This is a genomic window from Pseudomonas sp. UBA6315 (assembly GCF_002438125.1).
Lineage (GTDB): Bacteria > Pseudomonadota > Gammaproteobacteria > Pseudomonadales > Pseudomonadaceae > Aquipseudomonas > Aquipseudomonas faucium.
Genome location: NZ_DJTF01000078.1, coordinates 26719 through 43473, shown reverse-complemented (window position 1 = coordinate 43473; position 16755 = coordinate 26719). Strand labels below are relative to the sequence as shown.

At 63.7% G+C, this 16755-nt stretch carries 13 protein-coding genes; all 13 read left to right on the top strand.

Translation table 11 applies throughout. From position 1 onward, the window contains the following. Nucleotides 1–37: 37 nt before the first annotated feature. A complete protein-coding gene (locus B3E94_RS10500; protein ID WP_286913431.1) occupies nt 38–3613 on the top strand; it encodes a glycosyltransferase in 3576 nt (1191 codons plus the stop codon). A gap of 136 nt (nt 3614–3749) precedes the next feature. Continuing rightward, entirely contained in the window at nt 3750–4523 is a 774-nt protein-coding gene (rfbF, locus tag B3E94_RS10495) for a glucose-1-phosphate cytidylyltransferase (protein ID WP_286913430.1), read from the top strand. After that, nucleotides 4505–5587 (top strand): CDP-glucose 4,6-dehydratase, encoded by a 1083-nt coding sequence (gene rfbG / locus B3E94_RS10490; RefSeq protein WP_286913428.1) that lies wholly within the window; start codon nt 4505–4507, stop codon nt 5585–5587. The genes rfbF and rfbG overlap by 19 nt, the downstream gene beginning before the upstream one ends. After that, entirely contained in the window at nt 5584–6144 is a 561-nt protein-coding gene (locus B3E94_RS10485) for a dTDP-4-dehydrorhamnose 3,5-epimerase family protein (RefSeq protein ID WP_286913427.1), read from the top strand. Before rfbG ends, B3E94_RS10485 begins: the two co-directional genes overlap by 4 nt. Next, nucleotides 6141–7367 (top strand): class I SAM-dependent methyltransferase, encoded by a 1227-nt coding sequence (locus B3E94_RS10480; protein WP_286913425.1) that lies wholly within the window; start codon nt 6141–6143, stop codon nt 7365–7367. Before B3E94_RS10485 ends, B3E94_RS10480 begins: the two co-directional genes overlap by 4 nt. Beyond that, entirely contained in the window at nt 7364–8242 is an 879-nt protein-coding gene (locus B3E94_RS10475; protein WP_286913424.1) for an NAD-dependent epimerase/dehydratase family protein, read from the top strand. The genes B3E94_RS10480 and B3E94_RS10475 overlap by 4 nt, the downstream gene beginning before the upstream one ends. Nucleotides 8243–8276: 34 nt before the next feature. After that, on the top strand, nt 8277–9014 hold the full coding sequence (locus tag B3E94_RS10470) for a cephalosporin hydroxylase family protein (protein WP_286913422.1): 738 nt from the start codon (nt 8277–8279) through the stop codon (nt 9012–9014). A 32-nt stretch (nt 9015–9046) separates the two neighbouring features. Next, nucleotides 9047–11974 (top strand): TIGR00180 family glycosyltransferase, encoded by a 2928-nt coding sequence (locus tag B3E94_RS10465; RefSeq protein ID WP_286913421.1) that lies wholly within the window; start codon nt 9047–9049, stop codon nt 11972–11974. A gap of 266 nt (nt 11975–12240) precedes the next feature. Continuing rightward, nucleotides 12241–13176: a ketoacyl-ACP synthase III gene (locus tag B3E94_RS10460; RefSeq protein WP_286913420.1), complete on the top strand. Its 936-nt coding sequence runs from the start codon at nt 12241–12243 to the stop codon at nt 13174–13176. A gap of 252 nt (nt 13177–13428) precedes the next feature. Continuing rightward, on the top strand, nt 13429–14280 hold the full coding sequence (locus B3E94_RS10455) for a flagellin domain-containing protein (RefSeq protein WP_286913419.1): 852 nt from the start codon (nt 13429–13431) through the stop codon (nt 14278–14280). 72 nt (nt 14281–14352) lie between these two features. Then, nucleotides 14353–14727 (top strand): flagellar protein FlaG, encoded by a 375-nt coding sequence (locus B3E94_RS10450; protein ID WP_286913418.1) that lies wholly within the window; start codon nt 14353–14355, stop codon nt 14725–14727. A 79-nt stretch (nt 14728–14806) separates the two neighbouring features. Further along, entirely contained in the window at nt 14807–16219 is a 1413-nt protein-coding gene (gene fliD / locus B3E94_RS10445) for a flagellar filament capping protein FliD (protein WP_286913417.1), read from the top strand. A gap of 131 nt (nt 16220–16350) precedes the next feature. Next, nucleotides 16351–16746, top strand: a complete 396-nt coding sequence (fliS, locus tag B3E94_RS10440; protein ID WP_286913416.1) for a flagellar export chaperone FliS — start codon at nt 16351–16353, stop codon at nt 16744–16746. Nucleotides 16747–16755 lie beyond the last annotated feature (9 nt).

The window sequence follows — 16755 nt, the reverse complement described above, 5'->3', positions numbered from 1 at the left end:
TCAGGTGCGGCGCACTTTTTTTTCCAAGGTCGCCAACGTGAACGAAAAGCCGCTCGTCAGTATTGTCATCCCCGCCTACCAGCCACGGTTCTTCTCGATGGCCTTGCACAGTGCCTTGAGCCAGACCTGCGAGGGCCTGGAGGTGCTGGTCTGCGATGACAGCGAGGGCGAGGAAATCGCGGCGATCGTGCGCGCGGCCCAGGCTGAGCAGGGCTCTGTGGTGTTGCGCTATGTGCGTAACAGCCAGCGCAAAGGCTTCATCGGCAACCTGCTGCAGGCGCTGACGCTGGCCAACGGCACGCTGGTCAAAGTGCTGTGTGATGACGATCGCCTGTTCCCCCGGTGCGTCGAGCATCAGGCCAAGGTGCTGCAGGAACACGCCGATGTCGGGCTGGTGCTGTCGCAGCGGGTGCTGGCGGATGAGAACAACTTCATCCTGCCGATGCGTGTGGCCAACGCACGCTTTGCCCAGGTCGACAGCCTGTTCAAGGGTGAGGACATGCTGGCCTTGCTCGATGGCCGGGCGGTCAACTTCCTGGGTAATTTCTCTGCCGCGCTGATGCGCCGCGAACAGGCGCTGCAATGGCTGCAGGCGCTGACGGGTGAAGGTCAGAGCTTCGTCGTCCTGATCGACCTGGCGCTGTTTGCCTGCCTCATGCGCCGCGCCAACATGGTCATGCTCAGCGAGCCCGGCTTGCTCGAGCGCCTGCACCCGCAGCGCCTGAGCAAGCAGCCGGCCCTGGTGCAAGGGGCTCCCCAAGAGTGGCGCTGGCTGTTGCAGATGGTTGCGGCGCGCAGCGGTGAACCGGCGCCAGCCAGTGGTTGGGTGCGTTACGTGTCGCTCGCCGAGGCGCACCAGCAACCGCGTGCCTGGCAAGAACTGTGCATAGCGCGGATCATCGGCAACTGGGCCACGCGCCTGAGCGGCCGGGTGGGGAGCGACTGCGAGAGCTATGCCGAGCTGTACCAGCAGTGGCTGGCGGCGCGGCGTTTCAGCGAGGCCCAGCGCAAGGCCCTGCCACAGACTGTCGCGGCTTGGCCGCGACAGCCCCGCATCGTGCCGGTGGTGCTGGATGTAGAGGGCGATGTGCAGGCGCTGCAGCAGACACTCGAGAGTCTGGCCGGGCAACTTTACCCCGTGCATGCCTGCGTGGTATTGGCCGAGCAATTGCCGCAAAGCGACATTGCCCTGTTGCATCAGCCCTTGCAGGCCGACTGGCCAAGCCAGCTGAACCAAGTCGTGACCTCGTTGCACGAAGCCGACTGGATCTACCTGCTGCGCGCCGGTGACCGCTTGAGCGAGTCGGCGATTTTGTTGCTGGCCGAGCGTGTCGCGGTGTTCCCGGGCATGGCCTGTGCCTACAGCGATGAAGGCGCCTGGCTTGACGGCAAGCCAGGCGAGCCGGTGTTCAAGCCTGGGTTCAACTTCGACTTGCTGCGCAGCTATCCCTATGTGGGGCGCACCCTGGCGTTCTCCCGTGAAGCGATGCTCGACCTCGATGGGCTGGATCCCACGTTCGCCGAACTGGCCCCGCACGACCTGCTCTGGCGTCTGGTCGAAACCCGCGGGCCACAGGTGGTCGAGCATATCGCCGAAGTCCAGGTGCAATCGGTCTTGAGCTTTGCCCAGTGGCTGTCGCTGCCGCAGGTGGTCGCCCAGAGCGAACCGGTGCTGGCGGCGCACCTGCGGCGGTTGGGGGTCGCTCATCAGATTCGGCACGACGAGCTGGCCCTGCTGAACCGTGTCGATTATGTGCACGACACTCAGCCACTGGTGTCGATCATCGTGCCCGCCGGTGAGGACCTGGAGCAGCTGCAGGCTTGTGTCCAGAGCCTGTTCGAGCGCACCGCCCATGGCCACTATGAAGTACTGCTGGTGGCCACGACGCAGGTCGCGCCGAGCATGGCGCAATGGCTGCAGGCCATGGCCGAGCTGGGCACGGGCATGCTGCGCGTGGTTCACCACGCCAGCCGTCAGCGTGTCGAGCTGGTCGATGCTGCCGCAGCCCAGGCCCGTGGTGAATACCTGCTGCTGCTTGATGCCTCGTTGCAGGTGCTGGACGGCCAATGGCTGAATGAACTGCTGCAGCACGCGCAGCGCCCCGAGGTGGCCATGGTGGGGGCCAAGCTGGTCGACGCACAGGGCCGGGTGGTCGAGGCGGGCCGGGTGCTGGGTGTTTCCAGTGGCGCAGGTCCGGCCTTTGCCGGCGAGGACCTGCTGGCGCGCGGCTACCTGCAGCGCCTGCAGGTGGTGCAAGACTGGAGTGCGCTTGGCGGCGACTGCCTGATGGTGCGCAAGGCCGTGTTCGACGAGGTCGGTGGGCTGGCTGGGCAGGGCCTGGAGCAGGGGCTGGCGGAGCTGGACCTGTGCCTGCGTGCCGGGCGCCAGGGATATCTGCTGGTGGGTACGCCCTATGCGGTATTGCTCAAGACCCAGGGCCAGGTGGCCGAGGCGCAGGTGAGCCATGAGCAGTTGCTGGAACAACAGCAGGTGTTTTGCCAACGCTGGTTGAACAAGGTCATCCTCGACCCTGCCTACAATCCCAGCCTGAGCCTGGCCAGCGCCGACTTCAGCCTTGAGCCAAGCTTGCGGGGCAGCTGGAATCCGCTGTGCGCTCGGACGTTGCCGTCGGTGCTGGCGTTGCCGCTGAACGACAGTGCGGTGGGCCATTACCGGGTCACCGAGCCGTTCAACCAGCTCGAGGCTGCCGGGCGGGTGGTCGGGCGCATCGCCTACGAATCGCCCAGCGTGGTTCAGCTCGCGCGCATGGACCCGGACGTGATCATCCTGCAGTTGCGCCATGCCGAGGATTCGGTGCGCGATATCGAACGTATCCAGCGCTTCTCCAATGCTCGCCGCGTATTCGAGATCGACGACTACGTGCTCAGCGCGCCGAAGAAGAATGCCCATGCACGCAACAAACCTGCCGATATCGAGCGGCATCTGCGCCGCGGCATCGGCTTGTGCGACCGCCTGGTGGTCACCACCCAGGCGCTGGCCAATGCGCTGTCCGACATGCATCACGATATCCGCGTGGTGCCGAACATGCTGGCGCCGCGGCTGTGGGCCAACTTGCCGCAAAGCCGCCGCGGCACTTCCAGCAAGCCACGCGTGGGTTGGGGCGGTGGTACCAGCCACAGTGGTGACCTTGAGGTCATCGCCGAGGTGGTGCGCGAACTGGCCGGCGAGGTGGAGTGGGTGTTCTTCGGCATGTGCCCGGACGCCTTGAAGCCCTACATCCACGAGTACCATCCAGGTGTCAGCCTGGCGGCGTACCCGGCCAAGCTGGCCAGCCTCGACCTCGACCTGGCCCTGGCGCCGCTGGAGTTCCATATCTTCAACGACTGCAAGAGCAACCTGCGCTTGCTGGAATACGGCGCCTGTGGCTATCCGACCATCTGCACCGACACCGAAGCCTACCGCGGCTACCTGCCGTGCACACGGGTCTACAGCAACAGTACCGAGCAATGGCTGGCGGCGATCCGCTCGCACCTGGCCGACCCCGCTGCCAGCTATCGCATGGGTGACGAGCTGCGCGAGGCGGTGATGCGTGACTTCGTGCTACGTGACGACAACCTACGCCATTGGGAGTGGGGCTGGCTGGCCGATTGAGCTGAACCCGGGGGGCCGATGCGGCCCCCTTTTTTTTCGGGCACACAGATTGGCGCATTTCCTGCAGTACCCGTCGATATCGCCATAAATCCTTCAACCCTGGCGGTCCGGGGGCGCGGAGTACATGAGGAAATCGATGAAGGCAGTCATTCTGGCGGGTGGGCTCGGCACGCGCATCAGCGAAGAGTCGCACCTCAAGCCAAAACCGATGATCGAAATCGGCGGCAAGCCAATTCTTTGGCACATCATGAAGCAGTATTCGGCGCACGGTATCCATGACTTCGTGATCTGCCTGGGCTACAAGGGCTACGCGATCAAGGACTTCTTCGCCAACTACTTCCTGCACACCTCGGACGTCACCTTCGACATGCGCGCCAACCGCATGGACGTGCACCAGAACTACAGCGAGCCATGGCGCGTGACCCTGGTCGATACCGGTGACGAGACCATGACCGGCGGCCGCCTGCGCCGGGTTGCGCGCTACGTCGAAGACGAGCAGGCGTTCTGCTTCACCTATGGTGATGGCGTTTCCGACCTCGACATCGGCGCGCTGGTCGACTTCCACCTGGGCCACGGCAAGCTGGCCACGGTCACCGCCGTGCAGCCGCCAGGGCGCTACGGCGCTTTGCAGCGTGACGGCCACCTGGTACACGGCTTCAGCGAAAAACCACGCGGTGATGGCGGCTGGATCAACGGCGGGTTCTTCGTCCTGTCGCCGAAAGTCATCCCTTACATCGCCGCCGATTCCACCCCGTGGGAGTCCGAGCCGCTGGTGACGCTGGCCGAGCAGGGCCAGTTGATGTCATTCGAACATGATGGTTTCTGGCACCCGATGGATACCCTGCGCGACAAGAACCACCTCGAGCAGCTCTGGAGCAGCGGGGAGGCACCATGGAAGCAATGGCCCTGAGCCCTGCGTTCTGGGCTGGCAAGCGCGTCCTGGTCACCGGCCACACCGGCTTCAAGGGCAGCTGGCTGGTGCTCTGGCTACAGAGCCTGGGGGCGCAGGTCACAGGCTTCGCCCTCGACCCGTCCACCGAGCCGAGCCTGTTCGCGCTGGCGCGTGTCGGCGAGGGGATCGATGACCGCCGCGGCGATGTACGGGACCTGGGCGTGCTGCTGGAGCTGGTCGCCGAGGTGCAGCCGCAGATCGTCCTGCACCTGGCCGCGCAACCGCTGGTGCGCGAAGGTTATCGCGACCCGCTGGGCACCTACTCGACCAACGTCATGGGTACGCTGAACCTGCTGGAGGCTGTGCGCCAGGTCGGTGGCGTGCGCGCCTGCGTGGTGGTTACCACCGACAAGGTCTACGCCAACCAGGAGTGGGCCTGGCCCTACCGCGAAAACGAAGCGCTGGGCGGGCACGACCCGTACAGCAGTAGCAAGGCCTGCTGCGAGATTCTCGCGCAGTCCTATGGCGCCTCGTTCTTCCCCGCCGAGCGTTTTGCCGAGCACGGCCTGAGCTTGGCCACGGCACGTGCTGGCAATGTGCTCGGTGGCGGTGATTTTTCGCCGGAGCGGCTGATCCCGGATGTGCTCAAGGCCTGGTCCGAGGGGGCGCCGGTGACGTTGCGTTGCCCGCAGGCAGTGCGCCCCTGGCAGCATGCGCTGGAGCCCCTGGCGGGCTATCTGAAGTTGGCCGCCGGCCTGTACGAGCAGGGCCAGCGCTTCGCCGGCGCCTGGAACTTCGGCCCAGGCGAAGATGACATGTGCAGTGTCGGCGAAGTGGTGCAGTTGCTCGCTGGCCTGTGGCCCGAGGCGCCTGGGGTCGAGTTCCAGAAAAGCGACATGCACGAAGCCGGCCTGCTGCGCCTGGACAGCTCGCGCGCGCGCCACTCGCTCGCCTGGCGCCCGCGCTGGTCGTTGCACGAATGCCTGGAGCGCACCCTGGGTTGGCACCTGGCCTGGCGCAAGGGCATGGATATGCGCGCGGTCAGCCTGACTCAACTTAGCCTGTACCAGGAGTCGCTGTGAGCCAGTACACCTTGCATCCCTTGCCGCTGTGGGGCCTGGCCCGGGTCGAGCATTGCCGTCGCGAAGATCCGCGTGGCGCCTTCACACGCCTGTACTGCGAAGACAGCCTGGAGCGCTTTGGCGCGCCTTTCCACATCCGCCAGATCAACCGTTCGCTGACCCGTGAGCGTGGCAGCGTGCGCGGCCTGCACTACCAGGCCGGGCCACAGCCGGAAAGCAAGTACATCACCTGCCTGCAGGGCGAGGTTTGGGATGTGGTGGTCGACCTGCGTGCCGGCTCCCCCACCTTTTTGCATTGGCACGCCGAACACCTGAAGGCCGGGGAGGGCAGCAGCCTGCTGGTGCCCGCCGGTTTTGCCCACGGCTTCCAGGCACTGAGCGATGACGCCGAGCTGCTCTACCTGCACAGCGCGGACTATGCGCCGGAACACGAGGGCGGCCTGTCGGTGCACGACCCGCGCCTGGCCATCGCGTGGCCGTTGCCTGTGATCAACCTCTCGGTCCGGGATCAGCTGCATCCTTGGCTGGATGACCGTTTCAGCGGAGTGTTCCTATGAATTGCCGTGGTTGCGGCAGTGCCCTGCACTTGCCATTGATCGACCTGGGTACCTCGCCACCCTCCAATGCCTACCTGCGTGCCGAGCAACTGGCCGAGGCCGAACAGTGGGTGCCGCTGAAGGTGGCGGTATGCGAGCAGTGCTGGCTGGTGCAGACCGAAGACTACACCCGCGCCGAGCAACTGTTCGATGCCGACTATGCCTATTTCAGCTCCTACTCCAGTTCCTGGCTGGCCCATGCTGAAGCCTATGTGGCCGGCATGGTCGAACGTTTCGCCCTGGATGCCCACAGCCGCGTGGTGGAGATTGCCGCCAATGACGGCTACCTGCTGCAGTACGTGGCCCGGCGCGGCATCCCTTGCCTGGGTGTGGAGCCGACCCGCAGCACGGCCGCCGCGGCGCGCGCCAAAGGCCTTGAGATCCGTGAGGTGTTCTTTGGCCGTGAGGTAGCGGCAGCGCTGCTGGCCGAAGGTTGGGGGGCCGACCTGATGGCCGCCAACAACGTGCTTGCGCACGTGCCGGACATCAACGATTTCCTGGGTGGCTTTGCCACCCTGCTCAAGCCCGCCGGTGTGGCGACCTTCGAGTTTCCGCACCTGCTGTCGCTGATTGCCGAACACCAGTTCGACACGCTGTACCACGAGCACTATTCCTACCTGTCGCTGACGGCGGTGCAGATCCTCTGTCAGCGCAATGGCCTGGAAATCTTCGATGTCGAGGAACTGCCGACCCACGGCGGCTCGCTGCGGGTCTTCGTGCAGCGCGTCGACGGCCAGCGGCGTGCCGTGGCAGCTGCGGTGGCGAACCTGCTGAGGCTGGAAGACGAGGTGGGCGTGCGCAGTGCCGAGTTCTACTCGACCCTGGCACCCGCCGCCGAACGCATCAAGTTGCAACTGCTGCGTTTCCTGCTCGAGGCCAAGGCCGCGGGCAAGCGGGTGGTTGGCTACGGTGCCGCCGCCAAGGGCAATACCTTGCTCAACTTCGCCGGGGTGAAGGCCGATCTGCTGGCCTGGGTGGCCGACGCCAATCCGCACAAACAGGGCAAGTTCCTGCCTGGCAGCCGTATCCCGGTGGTCGCGCCCGAGCGCCTGGTGCAAGAGCAGCCAGACTATGTGCTGGTGCTGCCGTGGAATCTGTTGCGTGAAGTGAGCGAACAGCAGGCGGTCATTCGCCAGTGGGGCGGGCAGTTCGTCATCGCCGTGCCAGAGTTGACCGTGCTATGAGCCGCCGGCACGTGCTGGTGACCGGTGCCACCGGTTTCGTCGGCCGGCACCTGGTGGCCGAGCTGCTGGCACGCGGCTGGCAGGTTCGCGCCCTGGCACGTGATGCCGAGCGAGCCCGAAGCCTGCCGTGGTTCGACCAGGTGCAGTTCGTCGCGGGCGATTTGCAGTTGGCCAGCGCCGAACAGGTCGCGGGCTGGGTCGAGGGTATCGACACCCTGGCACACCTGGCCTGGCCAGGGCTGCCCAACTACCAGGCACTGTTCCACCTGGAGCAGAACCTGATGGCCGACTACCGCTTCATCAAGCATGCGCTGCAGGGTGGGGTAGGGCAGGTGCTGGTGACCGGCACCTGTTTCGAATATGGCATGCAGAGTGGCCCGCTGGACGAGCAATGCCCGGCCCTTCCCGCGAACCCGTATGGCCTGGCCAAGCATAGCCTGCATCAGTTTCTCCAGGCCTTGCAGCGCCAGCACCCGTTTACCCTGCAATGGGCACGGCTGTTTTACCTGCACGGCGAGGGGCAGAACCCCAACAGCCTGCTGGCGGCGCTCGACCGCGCGATCGACAGCGGCGCGAGCGTTTTCGACATGTCTGCGGGCGAACAACTGCGCGACTTTCAGCCCATTACCGAGGCCGCGCGACAGCTCGCGGGCCTGCTGCAATGCAGCGATTTCTCGGGGGTGGTCAACTGCGCCAGCGGCCGGCCGGTGGCGGTCCGCAGCCTGGTCGAACAACGCCTGCGCGAGCGTGGCGCCGATCTGCACCTGAACCTTGGCCATTACCCTTACCCGACCCATGAGCCGATGGCTTTCTGGGCCGCTACCGATCGCTTGCAGCGGCTGCTGCAATCCACCCTTGCGCCCGCGCCACGCTGACGCCGCCGGGTCACCACTTTCATAGAGGCTTCACATGAGCGACAAGACGCCACAGCAGGTATTTGCCGAAGAGTGCCAGGCCGAGATTCGCGATCAGGGCAACGACCGTGCACTGTGCGACCTGGCCCAGACTTTCTATAACGAATCGGCCCGGCACAAGTACACCTACCACTTCAGCTGGATGGGCCGGCCGATCATCCAGTTGCCCCAGGACATGGTTGCCATGCAGGAGCTGATCTGGAACATCAAGCCGGACCTGATCATCGAATGCGGCATCGCCCATGGTGGCTCGATCATCTACTACGCGTCGATGATGGAGCTGGTCGGGCATGGCGAAGTGCTCGGCATCGACCTGGATATCCGTGCGCACAATCGCGAGGCCATCGAAAGCCATCCGATGTTCAAGCGCATCAGCATGATCCAGGGCTCCAGCATCGACCCGGCGGTGGTCGAGCAGGTACGCGCGCTGGCCGAAGGCAAGAGGGTCATCGTCGTGCTCGACTCCAACCACACCCATGAGCACGTGCTCGCCGAGCTGCGTGCCTACGCCCCGCTGGTGTCGGTCGACAGTTACTGCGTGGTGATGGACACCGTGGTCCAGGACATGCCCGAAGATGCTTTCCCGGATCGCCCCTGGGGTGTCGGCGACAACCCGCGCACTGCAGTGTGGGCCTACCTCAAGGAAACCGAGGACTTCGTCATCGACGCCGCGCTCCACGACAAACTGCTGATCACCGTAGCGCGTGACGGCTACCTGCGCCGCGTGCGCTGAACCCTCGAAGCCGACAACGGGCAGGAGCAGATATGCAGGCACATGCACAGCAGCCGAGCGATGCGTCGCTCAAGGATCGCCTCACCCTGGTGGTGATTACCCATAATCGCCCGGCGTTCTTGCGCCGGGCCTTGTACTACTACCGCAACTACCCGGCAACCATCCTGGTGCTGGACTCCTCGCAGCAGGCCGATGAACAGGTCGCCCGCGACTATCCGCAGGTCGATTACCGCCACTTGCCGCAGTTCTCCTACTCCGGGCTGCAAGACAAGCTGACCTACGGCGTCAACGAAGTGCGCACGCCATACATGACGTTCGCGGCGGTCGACGACTTCCTGCTATACGACGGCATGACCCGTTCGGTGGAGTTCCTCGAGCAGAATCCCGACTACGGCGTGTGCCATGGTTACGGCATGATGTACCTGGGCCGCGGTACCCAGGTGGATTTCTACAAGCGCGACAACCGGGTGCAGGAAGACTACTGCGCCGAACAACCCGAACAGCGCCTGATCGAGTTCATGGGCCAGTTCCTGCCGCCGTTCTACGCCGTCACTCGCACCGACCTGCTGCAGCAGTGGTACGCCTTGCTGCCGCCGGGCACCAACTTCGAGTGGCAGGAAATCGGCCATACCTTCTACCTGCTGGCCAATGCCAAGGCGCGCATCCTGCCGATCCCTTATGCGGTGCGCGAGGTTAACTACGGCGGCTCCGAGCACAACACCAACGTGCTTACCGTGCTTGCCTTGCAGGATGAGAAATCCCGCCAGGGCCGTGAAGCGTTCGCCGAGTTTCTGGCCTCGATCCCGACCGCGCTGAGCGGGCAGGGTGCAGAAGCGGTCAAGCGTATTGCCCTGGAAAGCTTCCAGGCGATGGCCAAGGGCCTCTTGACCGGCGTTTCGCTGCAAGGCTGCGTCATCGTGCGCTCGCACTGGAAATTGGCCGAGCCCGAGCCACGCCGTGTGTTTGGCGAGCAGCAGTTCGTCGAGATGCCGTTCTACAACAAGCCGATGTTCGACTTGCTGGCCGAGCTCGAATTCCTGATCCACACCCTGCCTGCAGGGCGCCAGCAGCTTATCGAGCTGGAGCCGATTTTGCTGCGCCAGGCGCAGCTGATGCAGGTGCATGCCAACGACGATGCGCGCACCCAGCGCAGCCGCCTGTGGGAAGCGCTGACCCTGAGCCCGTTCAACCGCACGGTGGTGGAGCGCCTGGTGGCCTCGCTGGAACAGGCCGGTGATGAGGCCGAGGCCGCCCCACTGCGCGATTGGTTGCATCGACTGCAGTCGGTGCCGTGCTACGACAGCCAGGCGCTGCTCGACAGCTTGCCTTCCGGCCAGTTGAGCAACTGGTTGCAAGCGCGCGAGCCAAGCGCCGAGCAGGCGCGCCAGGCCGCTCAGAAACTGGCCCGGCATCAGGGTGGCCCGACTTTCGGCATCCTGCTGCTCGACCTCGAAGCCGACATGGCCAAGCTGCAGGCAACCTTCGACAGCCTGATGAGCAGCCATAGCCGTGCCTTCAAGGTTGCGGTGCTGACCACCGGGGAACTGCCGGCGGTAACCCGGCCAGAGCAGACAGTGCACTTCATCCAGGTCACGATGCAGGATTACATCCAGCGCATGAACGAGGCTGCCCGCCATCTGGGGACTGACTGGATCCTGTTGGCCGAGAGTGGAGATCGCTTCACCGGCAGTGGCCTGCTACGCGCCGGGCTTGAGTTGCTGGGCGTCGAAGGCGTGCGCGCCGTGGCGATGGACGAACTGCAGGCCCAGGCCGACGGCTCGCTGCGCGAAGTACTGCGCCCGGGCGTGAACCTCGACTTGTTGCAAAGCGTGCCGGGCCTGATGGCGCGCCATTGGCTGGTGCGCCGCGACCTGTGGTTGCAGGCGGGCGGTTTCGATGCGCGCTATCCGCAGGCACTGGAATTCGACCTGTTGCTGCGTATGGTCGGCGAGCAGGGCATGGCCGGCTTGGCGCACCTCGCCGAGCCTTTGCTGATTTGCGCAGCGCAAGGTGAAGAGGGCCACGACCAGGAGCGCGCCGTGCTGGCGCAACACGTTGCCCAGCGTGGCTACGTTGCCTCGGTAGGTTCGGCGCACCCGGGCACCCTGCAGATCGATTACCGCCATCAGGAGCGGCCGGTGGTCAGCATCCTGCTGCACTGCCAGGACAACTTCGATGAACTGCAGGCCTGCATGGTCAGCGTGCTGCAGCGTACCCGCTACCAGAATCACGAGATCGTCATCGCGGACAACGCCAGCCAATCGGCCGCCTTGCGTGACTGGCTGGGCAGCCTGGCGGCGGCGGGCGACCGCGTGCGGGTCGTGCGCAGTGAGCAGCCGCTGGCGCCCGTGGCGATGCTCAACCTCGCCAGCCGTGAGGCCCGTGGTGAGTATTGGGTGATGCTCGACAGCGCGGCTGAAGTGCTCAACGCCAACTGGCTCGAAGGGCTGCTCAACCAGGCTCAACGCCCCGAGGTCGGTGTGGTGGGCGGTAAGCTGCTCGATGCTGGCGGCAAGGTCGTCGAAGCCGGGTTGGTGCTGACAGCGCAGGCTGGCGCGCGCGCCGCCTTCGTCGGCCAAACCAAGGATGCGCCAGGCTACCTGCAGCGTTTGCAGGTAGAACACGGCGTTTCCGCCGTGACGGGTTGCCTGATGGTCCGTGCCGAGCTGCTGCGGGCCGCCGGTGGTCTCGATGAGCTGGCGCCAAACCTGCGTGCGGCGCAGGTTGACCTTTGCCTGCAGGCGTCGGCAGCCGGGCTGCTGGTGGTGTGCACGCCCCAGGCCCAGGCGGTGCGCCATGCCCCGGTGGATGACGATGCGCTGGCCTGTGCAGCGCTGCGCGAGCGCTGGGCGCACGTACTGGCCCAGGACCCTTGCTACAACGCCAACCACCTGCATGGCGACAAGCTGTTCAGCGTCGACTTCGACCGCCGGGTCGAGTGGCAAGCGCTGATCGACTGAGCGCCGCTTCGACGAGAAGGCCCCAAGCCATGACTGCTCGGCGCAGTCATGGCTTTTTTATGGGCGCGCCGGCGCCTTGTATCATTTCGACAAAAAGCGCGTGACTTGAGAGTCAGAACGCGCATCTTCACTGTATATTGTCGAAACCGGGAACCGCTGCGTCGCCCCCCGGACAAGCCGTCAGGGATCGGAGCGTGCCGTATCGCCTGGCGTTTTGCCGTTTGGAGCGTGGTGGGTATTTCGCTGTTACTGAATTGGGAAGCCATATGATTGGCATTAAAAGCATCGCCAGCTACGTGCCGACAGAAGGCGTGGACAACTACGCCCAAGGCGCGAAGTTCGGCAAGGACCAGGATTTCATCTTTGGCAAGATCGGTTCGACCTTCTTGCCGCGCAAGGAAGCCGCCCAGGAAACCTCCGACCTGTGTGTCGAGGCTGCCAGGAATCTGTTCAATGCCAATCCATCGCTGGACCCGGCGTCCATCGATGCCGTGATCGTGGTCACCCAGAACGGAGATGCCGAAGGCCTGCCGCACACCGCTGCGATCGTTCAGCACAAGCTCGGCCTGCCCACGGCGATCGCCGCCTTCGACATCTCCCTGGGTTGCTCGGGCTACGTCTACGGCCTGTATGCGATGAAGGGCTTCATGGAGGCCGCGGGCCTCAAGAATGGCCTGTTGATCACCGCCGACCCGTATTCGAAGATCGTCGACCCCGAAGACCGCAACACCACCATGCTGTTCGGTGATGCTGCCACCGCCACCTGGATGGGCGAAGATGCCACCTGGCAGTTGGGCAAGTCGCTGTTCGGCAGTGACGGCGCCGGTGCCGAGCACCTGCGCACCACCGACGGCAAGTTCTTCATGAATGGCCGCCAGGTCTACAACTTTGCCCTGGTGAAGGTGCCTGCGCACCTGAACCAGCTGCTCGAAGCCAGCGGCCTGCAGGCAGGCGATATCGATCTGTATTGCCTGCACCAGGGGAGCGCTGCCATCGTCGATGCGGTGTCGGCGCGTTTCATCGATGGCGAGCACAAGCAGAAGTTCGTCAAGGACATGGTCGAGACCGGCAATACCGTGTCGTCGAGCATTCCGCTGCTGCTGGAAAAGCACGTGCTCGGTTCGCAGCACAAACGCATTGCCTTGAGTGGTTTTGGTGTGGGCCTGTCCTGGGGCTCGGCCATCATCGAGCGGCGTGACTGACCGCTTGACCTGCTGTTAGACGCCGCCGCTTCCAGGCGGCGTTTTCATTTCTGCCCTGGCGCTCGATTGCGCCTGAATTATGGCGTCAACTCCTTGATTTCATTGGGCTGGCAGGATGCCAGTAATTTTTTTTGAAAATCCCCTAAAGCAACCCGCCCTGACGACGATAACTATTACGAAGGTTCTCTGTGCCACACCCGGCGAATTGCCAAGGCCGGAAGCCGTAGTACCCAATCCAACGAGGAATTCGTCATGGCTTTGACCGTCAACACCAACACCACCTCTCTGGGCGTTCAGAAAAACCTGAACCGTGCTTCCGATGCACTGAGCACCTCGATGACCCGTCTGTCCTCCGGCCTGAAAATCAACAGCGCCAAAGACGACGCCGCCGGCCTGCAGATCGCTACCCGCATGACCTCGCAGATCCGTGGCCAGACCATGGCAATCAAGAACGCCAACGACGGTATCTCCATCGCCCAGACCGCTGAAGGCGCGATGCAAGAGCAGACCAACATTCTGCAGCGTATGCGCGAACTGGCTGTTCAGTCGCGAAACGACACCAACAGCAAAGACGACCGTGACGCGCTGAACAAAGAATTCGCGCAGATGTCGGACGAGCTGAGCCGTATCGCCAACTCCACCCAGCTCAACGGCAAGAACCTGCTGGACGGTACCGCTGGCGTTCTGACCTTCCAGGTCGGTTCCAACTCCGGTGCCAACAACCAGATCAGCATCAGCCTGGACAGCGGCTTCGACGCCACCACCATGGGTGTCGACTCGGCTACCATCGCCATCACCGGTTCGGACAGCGCTGAAGCCGAAGCCAGCATGAACGCTGCTCTGGACGCTATCGACAAAGCTCTGCAGACCATCAACACCACCCGTGCTGACCTGGGTGCTTCGCAGAACCGTCTGACCAGCACCGTCAACAACCTGCAGAACATCAACGAAAACGCCGAAGCCGCTCGTGGCCGTGTACAGGACACCGACTTCGCTGCCGAAACTGCCCAGCTGACCAAGCAGCAGACCCTGCAGCAAGCTTCGACTTCGGTTCTGGCCCAGGCCAACCAGCTGCCATCCGCTGTACTGAAGCTGCTTCAGTAATCGCTGATGGTGACCGGCGGGGGAGTGCACTTTGAGGCGCTTCCCCGCCTTTTCATTGCGAGGTGGTAAGCCATGGACATGAGCGTCAAGCTGAACCTGTCCTACCCGACTGTTCGACCGACTGATGCAGTCGTCGGCAAGCCGGTTGCCCGCTCGGCTGATGCGCCGGGTGGCAGTGATACGCTGGAACCCAAGGCAGTCAGTGCTGCCGAAAAAGGAACGGATGCCGAAAAGGTCAAGAATGCCGTTTCGGAAATCGAGAAGTTCCTCAGTTCGACCCGACGTAATCTGGAGTTCTCCACGGACGAAGAATCCGGCAAGATCGTGGTCAAGGTCATCGCCAGCGAGACTGGAGAGCTGATTCGTCAGTTGCCCTCGGAAGAGGCCCTGCGAATTGCCCACAGCCTGAGCGATGTAAACAGTCTTCTGTTCGACGCCAAGGTCTGACCGGCGGCGAATGCTTCAAGGCAAGTTCATGTCGGCCGTGCAGGAGCGGGGCTGACGTTGCGAAAAGAGGGATAACTGTATGGCGAGCACCATTGTCTCCAGTATCGGCCAGGGTACCGGGCTGAACATCACCGAGATGGTCGCGGCGCTTGTGTCTGCCGACACGGCGGCCAAGAAGGCGCAGATCACCCGGCAGACCAACAACAACTCCGCGATGATCTCCGGGGTGGGCTCGCTGCGCAGTGCCCTGACGACGTTCCAGGACGCCATGAAGAAGCTCAACGACTCCACCGCGCCGGCGTTCAACGCCTACGCGGCGAAGTCGGCCAACGAGGCGGTAGTGAAGGTCACGTCGGGCAACACCGCCGTACCTGGCAACTACAACATCGTGGTCAACAAGCTGGCCACCGGCTCCAAGGTCGCCAGCGAGGCGTTTGTCGGTGGCTCGAAATCCGCCATCAGCGAAGGCGAGTTGACTGTCAGCCAGGGCGGCAACAACTGGAAGCTGAACATCGCTGCCGGCTCGACGCTGGAAAGCGTGCGCGACCAGATCAACAAAGAACTGGGTGTGCAGGGCGTTTCGGCCAACATCATCAACGGTGAAGGCGGCTCGCGCCTGGTGCTGAGCTCCACGACCACCGGCAAGGGCTCTGACCTCTCGCTCAGCGGTATTCCCGAGTTGGAAATCGACGGCACCGCGCCGATGGCTGGCAGCGGCGCTGGCTACATCACGGGCCTGGCCCAGGATGCCGAGTTCACTATCGATGGCCTGAAGGCCACGAGTGCAAAAAACACCATCGAGAATGCCGTCAGCGGCATGAAAATCGAACTGACCGGCGTCAGCGCGCAGTCAGGTGGGGTTGGTACGCCTACCCAGGTGACCGTGGCTCAGGACAACGATGGCTTGCAGAAGTCCATCCAGTCGTTCGTCGATGCCTATAACACCCTGCAGAAAGCCATCACCTCGCTGACTTCCACCAGTCGTGACGCCAACGACAACCTGGTGCTCGGCCCGCTGACCAACGACCCGACCACGCGCTCGCTGGTCGGTGACGTGCGCAAGGTGCTCTCCGAAGTCGGCGCGGGCGACCAGCTGACCTCGCTCAGCCAATTGGGCATCAATACCACCAAGGACGGCACCCTGGAGTTCAACACCACCAAATTTACGGCGGCGATGAACGACAAGAAACTGGGGTCCGAGGTGCAGGAGCTATTCACCGGCAAGAACGGTATCTTCGAGCGGATGAACGCGGCCATCAATCCGTACAACGCCACCGACGGCAGCCTGGCCACGCGCAAGGCCAACCTCGACAAGGTGGCCAAGGATCTGGCGAACCAGCAGACCGCGCTGGACCGTCGTACCGAATCACTGACCGAGTCGCTGACCAAAAAGTATGTGGCGATGGACACCATGGTGGCCAAGCTCAACGCTCAGGCCAACCAGATCAAGTCGGTGTTCGATGCGCTGAACGCCCAGGCCAAGAATTCCTGATTGGGTCTGACTGACCGAGGCCCGGCGCGTCCCCCGACGCGCCGGGCTTTTCGTTTTGGCCCTAAAGTTTTTTGACGGGGCGGCGATACACAGGGTACAAGCAACCTTTTTCGCTGCAACGAGGTAGATCCATGAACCCGATGTTGGCCCTTCGGCAATACCAGAAAGTCAACGGTGTGGCACAGACTTCCGAGGCCAGCCCGCACCGTCTGGTGCAAATGCTCATGCAGGGCGGTCTTGACCGTATGGCCCAGGCCAAGGGCGCCATCGCGCGCGAGGACGTGGCCCAGAAGGGAATCCTCATCGGCAAGGCCATCGACATCATCGGTGGCCTGCGCGAAGGCCTGGACCTGGAAAACCACGCCGACAGCCTGGCCGAACTGGACAGCTTGTACACCTACATGAGCCGCCGCCTGGTCGAAGCCAACGTGAAGAGCGACCCCGCCATCATCGACGAAGTGGCGCGCCTGCTGATCACCGTGAAAGAAGGTTGGGATGCGATCGGCGACCCGTCGGCGGCTTCCTGATCAAGGAGG

Excerpts from the sequence above, each read along its gene's own strand:
- rfbF (WP_286913430.1), top strand. The coding sequence starts at position 3,750 with ATGAAGGCAGTCATTCTGGCGGGTGGGCTCGGCACGCGCATCAGCGAA.
- fliS (WP_286913416.1), top strand. The coding sequence starts at position 16,351 with ATGAACCCGATGTTGGCCCTTCGGCAATACCAGAAAGTCAACGGTGTG.
- B3E94_RS10480 (WP_286913425.1), top strand. The coding sequence starts at position 6,141 with ATGAATTGCCGTGGTTGCGGCAGTGCCCTGCACTTGCCATTGATCGAC.
- B3E94_RS10465 (WP_286913421.1), top strand. The coding sequence starts at position 9,047 with ATGCAGGCACATGCACAGCAGCCGAGCGATGCGTCGCTCAAGGATCGC.
- B3E94_RS10475 (WP_286913424.1), top strand. The coding sequence starts at position 7,364 with ATGAGCCGCCGGCACGTGCTGGTGACCGGTGCCACCGGTTTCGTCGGC.
- B3E94_RS10450 (WP_286913418.1), top strand. The coding sequence starts at position 14,353 with ATGGACATGAGCGTCAAGCTGAACCTGTCCTACCCGACTGTTCGACCG.
- fliD (WP_286913417.1), top strand. The coding sequence starts at position 14,807 with ATGGCGAGCACCATTGTCTCCAGTATCGGCCAGGGTACCGGGCTGAAC.
- B3E94_RS10460 (WP_286913420.1), top strand. The coding sequence starts at position 12,241 with ATGATTGGCATTAAAAGCATCGCCAGCTACGTGCCGACAGAAGGCGTG.
- B3E94_RS10470 (WP_286913422.1), top strand. The coding sequence starts at position 8,277 with ATGAGCGACAAGACGCCACAGCAGGTATTTGCCGAAGAGTGCCAGGCC.
- rfbG (WP_286913428.1), top strand. The coding sequence starts at position 4,505 with ATGGAAGCAATGGCCCTGAGCCCTGCGTTCTGGGCTGGCAAGCGCGTC.
- B3E94_RS10455 (WP_286913419.1), top strand. The coding sequence starts at position 13,429 with ATGGCTTTGACCGTCAACACCAACACCACCTCTCTGGGCGTTCAGAAA.